Genomic DNA, 10,598 nt, shown 5'->3' with positions numbered 1-10,598 from the left:
GAGGTCATGTGGTCGCTGATGGAGTAGCCCACGATCCGGTTGGACCAGGTGTCTTGAGCGCGCAGAGATAGACCTTCCCCTCGGCGGTGGGGTGTTCGGTGGGGGCACCTCCCTGCACGAAGTGCTTGTGGGAATGTCGGTCAGCCAAATCTGGTTGGGCCTCCCGGCCTGGAAGACACGGTTCAGGAGGTCGTCATGCACTGGTGGGCCGGCCAACTTGGCGTTGCGGCCGCGCTTCTTGCTGAAACTCGACCACCAACGATTCTCCGAGCAGATCTTCCAGACCGTCCGCTCAGCGACGTCGAAGCCAGCAGCTCGGACCTCGTCGACCAGGAATCGGTATCCGTACTGCGGGTCGTCCTCATGCGCGCCCAGGACGGCGTTGGACAGGTGGGCGTTGTCCTACTCTGAGGTGGTGATCGGGGCAGCGAGCCAGCGGTAGTACTGCTGGCGACACAGCCCGAGCACCCTGCAGCTGAGCGAGACTCCGATCCCGTCAGCCGCGAGCTACCTCACGAGTGGGAAGAGACTTTTCCCGGCAGGTTCGCTTGTGACAGGTAGGCCGCCGCGCGCCGCAGGACCTCGTTCGCCCCCGCAAGCGGGAGGTGCCCCCACTACTCGAGCCGGCGGATCCGCTTCTTCGCTTCACGCAGCTCAGAGTTCTCTGCCGCGGTGGTTCCGGGTTTGAGTCCGTCCTCGACGTCCGCGGTCTTCATCCAGTTCGCCAGGCACGACTCGCTGATCCCGAAGTCGGCAGCGATGTACTTCGACAGGTGGCCGGGCTCGCGGCTCCGAGCGACCCGCACGACGTCCTCGTGGAACTCTCGGGGGTAGGGCTTGGGCATGGTGCACATCCTTTCAGCGGCACCTCGCGGCACCACAGATCAGATGTCACCTATCGATGCAGCAGTCCCCTCGACCGCCTGATGACGGTCGAGGGGGTCGCCGAGTACCTGTGCGTCCCCGTCAACACGCTCTACCAGTGGCGGCACAAGGGAACTGGCCCGACAGCCTTCCGTGTCGTAGCGCTACCTGCGCTACGACCCGAGCGACGTGCGTTCCTGGCTCCGCGAGAACAGCGGGACGGGTCATGGCGCCCACTGACCGTCGCGTACGTCGCAGCCGAGACGGCGAACGACGGCTCAAGTACATCGTCCGTTGGCGCTAGCTTGGTGGCGGCGCTCGCTCAAAGACCTTCACCCGCAAGACAGACGCCAATCGGTTCGCGGCCACGGTGTCTGCCGACATCGTGCGCGGCCAATACTTCGATCCGGACGCCGGCAAGATCAGCTTCAAGGACTACGCGGCGGAGTGGCTGGAAGCTCAGACGTTCGACGAGGGCACACGAGAGGCGGTCGAACTGCGTTTACGGCTGCACGCCTATCCGGGCCTCGGCGCGAAACTGCTGAGCGACGTCAAGCCGTCCACCATCCAGCCCTTGCTGCGCGGCCTGTCCGAGTTGGCCCCCACCTATCAACAGGTCATCTTCACCAACGTCTCCACCGCCTTCACCGCCGCCGTGGACGACTCGCTGATCCAGAAGAACCCATGCAATGCACCCTCGGCGTGTCAACCCAAGCCCGAGCAGCGCAAGCTCACGCCGTGGACGGCCGGACAAGTCACGAACGTCCGCAGCGCGCTCCCCGAGCGCTGCCAACTGGTCGCTCAACTCGGCGCCGGCCTCGGCTTGCGACAAGGCGAGATGTTTGGCCTCTCCCCCGACGACATCGACATCGAGAAGGGCGAGATCGAAATCGTCCGCCAGGTCAAACTCGGTGCCAGCAACAGGCAGCTCTTCGGCCTGCCCAAAGGACGCAAGACACGGCGCGTGCCTCTGCCCGACTCCGTGCTCGACGCGATCAACGAGCACATGACTCGCTACCCGCCTCGCGAGGTGACACTTCCGTGGGACCGACTCGACGGATCGGAACGCACCTTCACTTTGCTTATGACGACGCGAGGGCGAGGCGCGCTCAACCGCAACTACTTCAACACCTACATCTGGCGTCCGGCCCTGGAGAAGGCGGGCATCGAAACCGAGCGCGAGAACGGCACCCACGCGCTCCGCCACCTCTACACCAGCACGCTGCTCGACGCAGGCGAGTCGATCAAGGCGCTGAGCGAATACCTCGGCCGCGCCGACCCCGGCTTCACCCTGCGGACCTACACCCACCTGATGCCCACGTCTGGTGAACGGACCCGCAACGCGATCGACACCGCGCTGAGCCGGCCACGGGCCGAATTCCCGGCAGGAAACTCTGTGGAAGCCTTCTCCCCTCACCGCCGGACTTCAAAACGCCCGCTGCCCACGACCGATCAGCAGGCGCAACCGCCGGTGTGCGACGACAGGTCCCGCGATTATGAGTCTGCTCAACGAGATTCCGCGAGCCCAATGCAAGACGCTCGTCCGGGTGGCCCAGCGCACCCACGACCTGTCCTCTACAGCCATCCAACCGGCCCCCGACGCCCGCGAAGTAATCCGGTGACCAGCGAACTGTCAACTGGAAGAACACGCCGAGAGCTCGAGCGGCGCGAAGTCGGTGCATCCGTACCGCTAACCGGTCTGTTCGTCGACGCCGACAGGCTGAGACTACTCGCAGCGATCGTCTAGCTATTGAACGCTCAGCGCGACCGAACGCGGGCAACCGGACGGGGCTACAGGAAACTGAGTTGACCGGCCGCCGCGCGTGTAATCGTCATGGTGGTTCCTTCAAGGGTGAAGTCGAGGAGCAGGCCGCTGTCGAGCACCGCCGAGACGCCTGCGTGATCACGCGCAACGATAACCCCAAGAATCGAGCGGTCTTCGGCCACGATCTTGAGCTCATCGCCGTCGTCCGACGCGGCCACGGTCACCGATGTCGGGTCGACGGGCTCGTCACCCTCAAGCCGAGACTGAGCGGTGACGGCGCCGGTTGCCATCATCTCGGCCAGCTTGTGTCGGTCTGTGCCCTGGACGTACTGGAGCAGGTCGAGGACATCGGTCGGGGTCGCTCCGAGATCGGTGCGCCATCCTTGGATGTGCCGGTTGCTCAAGTAGTCGCGTAAGCCTTCTTCGTCCAGTCCGGCATCTTCAGCGATGCGCCCTAGGCGCTGCGCCAGGGTCCGGGACTTTACGTCTCTGACGAGGAGATCGATCGCGAGAGGGGTGTCGACGCCGTATCGCAAGTGGGCAGCGGTGTTAGAGAAGAGCTGCACGGAGCTCAACCGGGACAGCAGGATGTCGTTGGCCTGGACGACGACCAGACCGACGGTCCACGCCAGGTAGTGCTGGACACCTTCACTGATGACGTCGACCATCTGCTCGAGTCGAAAGGCCGAGTCCTGCACCGCAGTGTTCAGGTGGGTGTTGGCCAGTTCGGTGAGTGTTCGTCCCGCGATCCAGTCACGAATCACGGCGTCGGTATCGACGTCGATGTCCGCCCCTCTGGGTGACTTTCGGAAGCGCCAGTACGTCTTCGCTTCGGGCAGATTCAGCAGCCGGGTGTACACGCCTTGGCTGGAGAGCACGTCGAGAGTTTCCGCGAGCGTTTGCTCATCAAGGCCTCCGAGCTGTTGCACATGGTCGACAAGCTCCTCGGCGATCGCCTCGATCACGGCAGCCGAGGCCAAGCTGGTTCCGGCTTGCGCCCAACGTTGACGTGACGCGGGTGGCGTCTGCTCGTACTCGCCCACGACGAGTTCTGCGAGTGCCATCCACCGGTCCTTGAGGTTTTCGGGAAGCTGGGTGAACGCGAAAAGACGCTTTACAACGTCACGCCAGGTCCGGGTGCTTACGAGATCGGGCACGTGGTCCAGGACGTGGAGGATGAACCAGACGTAGTTGACGAAGCCTCCGGCCTCCTTGTCCGGGGTCAGCTGCAGGATCGCGCCCTGTGTCTGCGCGACCAACGCTTCGGCTTCGGCAAGAGCTTCAAGAGCGGACGGCTTGGCGACGGTCGAGCGGACCTCCAGCTCGTCGGGGCCAGGAGTGAGCCGGTCGAAGTCGCTGCCGCTCAGCGCCTTCTGCAACGCCAGGACGATCCAGCCTTCGGACTCCTTGCCGGCGCGGCCGGCGCGGCCAACGGCGTTGAGAAGTTGGGCGGCCGTCATTCGGAACGCGGGGTCCTGGCCGTCGTACTCGGTGGTGGCGATGACAACGGTGCGGACGGGCAGGTTCACGCCGTCGGTCAGGGTGCTGGTTGCGACGACGGCCTTGATGGTCTCGCTGCGGATCGCGTCTTCGACGGCTTCTTGTACCTCAACCGGCAGCCCGGCATGGTGGTAGGCCACACCCTTGCGGACCGTGCCGACGAGGGGGTGGTCCTCGCCGAGGCGTGCGACTAGGGCGTCGGCAAGGCCTTGGGAGCGCGGGTCTTCATCGAGTTGGTCGGCCATGACCTTCGCTGCATCGCGTGCGGTGGCTCGCTGAGATACGACCATGAGGAGGCTGCCGGCACCGAGCAAGAGTGTGGCGGTCTTGGCGGTTGTCGAGTAGGCGGTGGAGGTGTTGCCGCTCCCGGTGATGCGCTTGTTGTCGGGGCCGAGGACGAGCTGCCCGATGGGGGTTTTCTTGCTGGTGGCCAGGTGCCGCTCGGTGGCGTTGGTGGGGCGAACCGCTAGGTGGGCCCGTAGGTCGTAGCGGGTCTTGTCCTTACCACCGCGGCGGCTAGCAGGGGTGTCGGTGCGACTCTCCTCGATTTTCTCGGTGCCCATGAGGACGTGCAACCGTCGTGGCGCTCTCCACTCATCGGTGAACAACACTTCGGATTGTCCGGCAGAAGTCCATGCGGCGAGGGATGCGGCGTTGCCCATCACGCCGGAGAGGAGGATGAGTCGTGCGCTGCTGGCGTCGAGCAGGGAAAGCAGTCCTTCGAGCAGCAGTCCGCGCCCGCCGGTCTCGGCTATGAGGTGGACTTCGTCGATGATGAACAGACTGAACCGGCTCAGGATCTCCTGTGGGTTCTGCCGCAGCGCGTTCATGAGGCGTTCGGGCGTCATGACCTCGACCTGCGGCAGCTGCCCAGTGCCTTCTTCGCCATCGATGGTGTCGTCGCCGAACAGGACCTTGGCACCGAAACCGTCGGGGAGGTCTGCGCCGATTCGTCGGTCGAGGTAGCGCAGTCGGGATCGGAGTCCTTGTCGCATCTCCCGGCCGAGGCTTCGCAGTGGGGTGACGTAGCAGACGTCGCGGTCGTCGAGTGCGGTGTGAGCGCAGATGATGAGCTGTGCGAGTAGCGTCTTGCCGGCGCTGGTCGGGACGGATACGAGCAGCCGGGTGGTGGCGGGGTCGAGGGGGCTGAGGGTCGGGTGGGCAAGGAGGGCGCGCTGGGGCGGCCACAGTGTCAGGATGGGCTGTTGGTCGAGAGTGAACGCCTGCTTGACGGCTGCGGGGAGGTCGGGTGGAAGGACTGCCCAGATGCTGTTGTCGGCGAGCCCGTCGGCGAGGAGGAGCAGATGTCCCGCCACCCAGCGGGTGTCGAGGTCGCTAAGGCCGACTTCGTCGTTGACGACGAGGCGCAGGTGTCCGCGGGCTGCTTCGAGCGCATCGGTGCTGCCTTCCCGTAGGTAGTTCACGAGGTCGGCGACGCCGCGCAGGAGCCGCTGGGTCGGACCGAACATTGTGCCGTCGAGGCTGTCGAGATCGGTCCCGCGGGTCAGTGCCGTGGCGGAGGCTGCCCACGTGCGTAGCCGCCGGTTGAGGGTGGCCATGTCGAGGCCGAGGAACAGGATTCCGGCTTGAAGTGCAACGTCTGCGCTGTCGGTGAACTCGGCTGCTTCGTTCACGATGTCGCGCATCTTGCGGTGGATGGCGCCGGCGTTGGGGCTCTCGTCGGCGCGGTGGTAGCCGACCTGGGCGGCGAACGCGGTGGCGAGTCGATCTCGGTCGGTTTCGGCTGGGTCTTCGAGGAGGAGATCGAGGACGTGGGCGCTAACGGCGAATGCGCGGCGACGCTGTTCGAGCGGGTACCGGAACCCTTCGGCGGTGGAGGCAATTCCATGCAGGTACCAGGCGGTGCGTCGCAGCGGTGTGAGGTCGGCGCGGAAGCCGCTGTCGGTGAGGCCGCGAACGAGTTCGATCTCGAGTTCGGCGATGAGATCGGTGAGCTCGGGTACGGTGGGGAGTTCAGTGAGCTGGTCCTCGCCGAAGGCGGCGTTGAGGTGCTCGGCGGCTAGAGCGCGGTCCACGCGTACCTCCGCACTGTCTCAGCGAGCTCGTCGTAGCAGCCGATGCTGGTGGCGAGTCCGCGCAGTTGGCCGGGTTTGTCGAGGAGCGGCAGCTTTTTGCTCATCTTCTTAAACGGCTTGTCGGGCAGCGGATGGTGGGTCGCGAGCGTCACTCCGGCGCCGACAAGCTCGTCGCCTTGAGTCCACGCGGCGGGGACCTCGGCTATGAACGCGAGCGTCTCGTCGTCGTAGGAACCTGGCGTGAATGTGCCGACGATCTTGGCGACGTACCGTTGGCCGTTGTCCGCGATCTGCTTGTACGCCTTGCTGAGGCTGGTCGATAGCGGCCCGGTCCCTGTGTTCTTCTTGCTTTCCCACAGCCGGAACCGCAGCGCGCCAGCGGCGTTCTCGTAGATGGAGAACCCGTCGGCGCCGGCGTCGGTGACGTCGCCCTTCGGGTCGGGTTGGACGCGGACGCCCGTCTTGTCCTTGGTGAGCAGGTGCCAGAGCCACTCGCCGACGTGGCCGTGCAGGTGGTCCTTGCTCTTCGGCGCGGCCGGCAGCCCGAAGACCGGCTCGATGAACGAGGCGATGGTCTTATCGTGTGTTGGCGGGATCTTGGTCCCTGCGAGAGTGTGTCCGCGCCACGTGTCATACAGAGGGGTGGCGGGGCCGAAGCGGACCTGCATCATCGTGTCAATGAGCACCCAGGCGAGCGCGCCCGCCTCCTCGGGGGTGAGGTTGGCGGCAATGTGCGAGCTCCACTCGCATTTGCTTGCCTTGGCGGCGCCGTCGTGGAAGGTCACCGGGAGGTAGTCGTGGATGCTCAGCCGCTGGTGGGTTCGGGCGTACTCTTCGGACTGCGCGGCCGTCAGTGCAGCGAGAGCGGTTGCCGCCTGGCCCTTGGCGGGCGCCATGGCTTTCGTCATTGTTGCTCCTGGTACGTGCGCGATGTCGGCATCACGAGGACACCCTCTGACTCATGCTGCTCGGCTAGACCGACAGGTCCACTATCCCGCAACGAAGGGGCGGTCGTGGTTGAACGACGTTGTCTTGCAATGCGTTTGCTCAAAGGAAACTGCATGGCGATGGGGTCCCGGAGCGGTTCGTAGCTGACGTCGATACTCGGCACTACCTTGTTTGCCCTCGGTTGTTTCCTGAGCATGGTGGGATAGGGGAGGTGACAATCTTCTCAGCAGTGAATCGCACGGATCCCTCCCCGGCGTCGCACGGGGACAGCCATGCGCAGTTCCTCGACCGCGTCTCCGGGCCGTACTGGGATCAGGTTCGTGCCCTAATCGAGGACTGGTTCTCTCGGCTCTGCCCCGACGCACAATCCGACGTTCGGGGGCGTCTGCGGTCCAAGGATGACCGGCAGTCCAAGGGGGCGTTCTTCGAGCTATACGTACACGAATGCCTGCTTCGGATGGGCTACGCCGTGACCTGCCACCCGGATCTCGAAGGGACGAGTCGGCGACCGGACTTCCTTGCCGAAAAGGACGGGCGGTCGATCTATGTCGAAGCACGATCGGCCTCATTCAGCGACGACGCGGTCGGCAAGTCTGCCCGGGTGAACGCGGTCTACGAATCGCTCGACAAGATGGACAGCCCGAACTTCTTCCTCTGGATCGACGTCGTCAAGCAAGGCGAGGCTCCGCTACGCGCACGGCCGCTGCGAAGCCAACTGGAGAGATGGCTCACGGGGTTGGACCCCGACCAACACACACTCGCCGAGGGCAAGCGTCGCGACGACCTCCCTGGCTACGTCCATGAGGACGCAGGCTGGAAGATCGGCTTCCGGGCCGTGCCGAGATCGCCCGAGGCACGTGGCAGGAAGGGCGCACGTCCGCTCGGCATCTTCGGAGGCGGCGAAGCCCACTGGGTCCACGACGAGGACGGCATCCGGGGCGCTTTGGCTGACAAGGGCTCGGCCTACGGTTCCCTCAACGCGCCATTCGTCATTGCTGTCGCCTCAAGCAGCATCTCTCTCGACGACCACGACATGCTCAACGCCCTGTACGGCTCAGAGGTCGTGGAGTTCCGCACTCACGCCGACGGCACGGAGGAGACCGCCACGGCCCGACAGCCCGACGGCTACTGGTATAGGGGTGACCGCTGGGACCACCGCGGCGTTTCGGCCGTTCTAATGGTCAAGAACCTCCACCCCGCCTTCGTGGGCACCCAGCAGCACACGATCTGGGAGCACCCCGATCCGGAATTCGCTGTGGACGGGTTCCCGCTCTGGAGGCGATCCATCGTTGAGGACGGACGCATGACGTTCGTCGACCCCGAGCGACCGCAGGCCGAATGGTTCAATCTGGGAGACCCGTGGCCGGTCGGCGAGCCCTTCCCGAAGTAGCCACCCACCGAGCGCCAGACGACCGGGCTCGCCGGCGTCTACGGACATCGCCACCATGCCTTCCTATCGCAACTCGCAGACCCTGTACGCGATGCCGAATCGAGGCACCCGAGGTTCTGCCTCAACGAGTTTGCGCGACCCAAGCAGCGTGCTCCGGCGCAACCGACCGGCCGCGCTGGACGAGGCCCCGAAGGATCCCCACCCGGGTGCGGCCCTCGATGACCTGGAGCCCATTCCAAGCAGGGAACAGCGCCGCGCGGTCGATCAGGAGCGGCCGTCGCATCCACGTCCCATAAGAATCCCAGTACGCAGGGATTCCCAGATGCTTGCGGGACTCCAATCGGTGCTCGGCGTTCTCTGCGTTTTCGTCTAGCAGGTCACCGTCCGACGGGCCGGTCGGCATCGTCAAGAACGACTCTGACGGAATGAGTTCGTCGTGCCACTCGATAGAGGTCAGGTCCACGTGACCATAGTCGGCGTGGAAGGAACTCCATCCGGCGAACCAGTAAAGCCACTGCTCGACCACGTCCTCGGGCCAACCAAGGGCGCTGATGCGCTCATCCGCAAGGAAACCGGCTAGTCCGCCGCCGCCGAGCCCTCGACACCGCTTCGACAGATCCTCGAAGTCACCCATATAGACCGCCATCAGGCGTACTCCCACATCGCCGGCGCGTCCACGTGCAGCTCCTGGTCGCAAAAAGCAACGTCTGGGCCTGCAGAGAACCCGTCGGCCTGCTCGACGCAGCAACCCGGCGGTTCGACATACAGGCCGTGTGGAGTCCACTGCGAGCACCGCATTCGCATCTGCGTCCGTCGACCGAATTTCTTCGTCTTCGGCAGCCGGTCCTTCTGTTCCGGTGAGGCAAAGATCCACCGCTCTCGGCCCTGCTCGATCGCGTGCCGCACGAGACCGCGCTCTTTCGGTGTGGCCAGCCGGGTGATCGCCTTCTGCCCCGATGGCTCGTTCGTCAAGGCAACGACTCGATGCGGGGTCACCGGCCACAGGATGTGCGGTGCTGCCAACAGGGAGGGGCCTTTGTTCTTGCGGAACGGCACCAACAGTGGGGCATCGCACGTCCAGAACGTGCCCTCGGGGTCGTCCCACGCCTCGATGGACCTGGTCGTCATCACGTCGGCCGCCTCCCACATGCTCGTGTACAGCAACTCGGTGTGGATGCCGGCAAGCCGGAGCGGGTTCAGGGGTCCTTCATGGACTTGAACTCCTCAGGGTTGTGCGCGACCAGCCAGGCGTCGTGCTAAAGGCGCAGCCGACGCTGCTGTGCAGTCCTCATCCGCTGGACCGCGACCGTCACGCCGAGACCGATGAGGTCATCGAACTCCAGATCCTCGGGGTCCGTGAGCCGCTCGAACAGCGATTGGATACGGCCGAGTTCCGCATCGACAACACCGAACATGGCGTCGACCCGGTTGCGTGCCTCCCCGTCCGGGCCGATGACCCGATCAAAGTTCTCCTCCACACACATGTCGTTCACCGAGAACGCCCATGCCTCTCCGGTCACGGTATCCAAGTTCCAGACACGCCGGTTCTGCTTACCGAACCCCCAACGCTTCAAGTACGTCCGCGGGACGTAGTGGCGCCGACGACTTTTCGGATCGGGTTGCTGCTGCGTCGCGAGCAGACGGTCCATGTAGTCCCGCGACCGGCCTCCTAAAGATTTCCCTCCACCGGTCATCGGGATCTGACCCCACGGGTTACGGTGCTGGGAAACGATCTTCCGGCCAGTAACGGCGCTGGTCGAGACGGCTAAGCACGACGACCGGCACGTGCGCCTCTGGACCCAGATGCGGACCCTCGCTGGAGAGGCCTACATCGACTACGTCGCTGACGTGCTGCGGGGCTCAGCCGCGCAGCGGATCGAGTTCCCCGACTACGACCTACGCCTCTACGACGACCTCCGCGAGATGCGCGAGGACATCATGGCGCGCGACGCCGACCACGGACTCTCCCGCGTGCTCGCCGGCTTCGCCTGGCCCTGGGTCAGCAAGAAGGACAAGCACAGGCCTGACATCGAGATCGACGGCCTGCAGCTGTTCTGGAACCGCACCGACAAGGACTGGATCAACTCACGCACGG

General features: G+C 64.9%; 9 protein-coding genes. 3 read left to right on the top strand and 6 right to left on the bottom strand.

Going from position 1 to position 10,598, the window contains the following annotated elements:
• Nucleotides 1-614: 614 nt before the first annotated feature.
• Nucleotides 615-845, bottom strand: a complete 231-nt coding sequence (locus A6Q79_RS17740) for a transposase (protein ID WP_289017250.1) — start codon at nucleotides 843-845, stop codon at nucleotides 615-617.
• 389 nt (nucleotides 846-1,234) lie between these two features.
• Here A6Q79_RS17740 and A6Q79_RS17735 point away from each other — a divergent pair, with 389 nt between their 5' ends.
• A complete protein-coding gene (locus A6Q79_RS17735; protein WP_286689388.1) occupies nucleotides 1,235-2,611 on the top strand; it encodes a site-specific integrase in 1,377 nt (458 codons plus the stop codon).
• 44 nt (nucleotides 2,612-2,655) lie between these two features.
• Here the strand turns inward: A6Q79_RS17735 and A6Q79_RS17730 are convergent, their stop codons facing one another.
• Together A6Q79_RS17730 and A6Q79_RS17725 are read right to left on the bottom strand one after the other, a co-directional pair.
• Nucleotides 2,656-6,165, bottom strand: coding sequence for a DEAD/DEAH box helicase (locus A6Q79_RS17730; protein ID WP_286689389.1), 3,510 nt, complete (start codon nucleotides 6,163-6,165; stop codon nucleotides 2,656-2,658).
• Complete coding sequence (locus A6Q79_RS17725) at nucleotides 6,150-7,073, bottom strand: hypothetical protein (protein ID WP_286689390.1); 924 nt, start codon at nucleotides 7,071-7,073, stop codon at nucleotides 6,150-6,152. Before A6Q79_RS17725 ends, A6Q79_RS17730 begins: the two co-directional genes overlap by 16 nt.
• Nucleotides 7,074-7,324: 251 nt before the next feature.
• On the opposite strand from A6Q79_RS17725, the gene A6Q79_RS17720 reads away from it, so the two are divergent.
• Complete coding sequence (locus A6Q79_RS17720) at nucleotides 7,325-8,503, top strand: hypothetical protein (protein ID WP_286689391.1); 1,179 nt, start codon at nucleotides 7,325-7,327, stop codon at nucleotides 8,501-8,503.
• Nucleotides 8,504-8,624: 121 nt separating this feature from the next.
• Here the strand turns inward: A6Q79_RS17720 and A6Q79_RS17715 are convergent, their stop codons facing one another.
• From A6Q79_RS17715 to A6Q79_RS17705, 3 genes are all read right to left on the bottom strand, one after another.
• On the bottom strand, nucleotides 8,625-9,149 hold the full coding sequence (locus tag A6Q79_RS17715) for a hypothetical protein (RefSeq protein WP_317698886.1): 525 nt from the start codon (nucleotides 9,147-9,149) through the stop codon (nucleotides 8,625-8,627).
• Complete coding sequence (locus A6Q79_RS17710) at nucleotides 9,149-9,652, bottom strand: hypothetical protein (RefSeq protein ID WP_317698885.1); 504 nt, start codon at nucleotides 9,650-9,652, stop codon at nucleotides 9,149-9,151. Before A6Q79_RS17710 ends, A6Q79_RS17715 begins: the two co-directional genes overlap by 1 nt.
• A 107-nt stretch (nucleotides 9,653-9,759) precedes the next feature.
• Complete coding sequence (locus A6Q79_RS17705; protein WP_286689394.1) at nucleotides 9,760-10,152, bottom strand: DUF4238 domain-containing protein; 393 nt, start codon at nucleotides 10,150-10,152, stop codon at nucleotides 9,760-9,762.
• 136 nt (nucleotides 10,153-10,288) lie between these two features.
• Between A6Q79_RS17705 and A6Q79_RS17700 the strand changes: the two genes are divergently transcribed.
• Nucleotides 10,289-10,598, top strand: a 310-nt coding sequence (locus tag A6Q79_RS17700; protein ID WP_317698884.1) for a DNA/RNA helicase domain-containing protein, incomplete at its 3' end; no start/stop codon positions are given.

The sequence above is a fragment of the Aeromicrobium sp. REDSEA-S32_B7 genome (assembly GCF_001626145.1).
In the GTDB taxonomy this organism is placed as follows: Bacteria; Actinomycetota; Actinomycetes; order Propionibacteriales; family Nocardioidaceae; genus Aeromicrobium; species Aeromicrobium erythreum.
This window is presented reverse-complemented; position numbering and strand designations above follow the sequence as displayed.

Coding starts and splice junctions, on each gene's coding strand:
- A6Q79_RS17740 (WP_289017250.1), bottom strand. CDS start 845: ATGCCCAAGCCCTACCCCCGAGAGTTCCACGAGGACGTCGTGCGGGTC.
- A6Q79_RS17725 (WP_286689390.1), bottom strand. CDS start 7,073: ATGACGAAAGCCATGGCGCCCGCCAAGGGCCAGGCGGCAACCGCTCTC.
- A6Q79_RS17715 (WP_317698886.1), bottom strand. CDS start 9,149: ATGGCGGTCTATATGGGTGACTTCGAGGATCTGTCGAAGCGGTGTCGA.
- A6Q79_RS17710 (WP_317698885.1), bottom strand. CDS start 9,652: ATGTGGGAGGCGGCCGACGTGATGACGACCAGGTCCATCGAGGCGTGG.
- A6Q79_RS17705 (WP_286689394.1), bottom strand. CDS start 10,152: ATGGACCGTCTGCTCGCGACGCAGCAGCAACCCGATCCGAAAAGTCGT.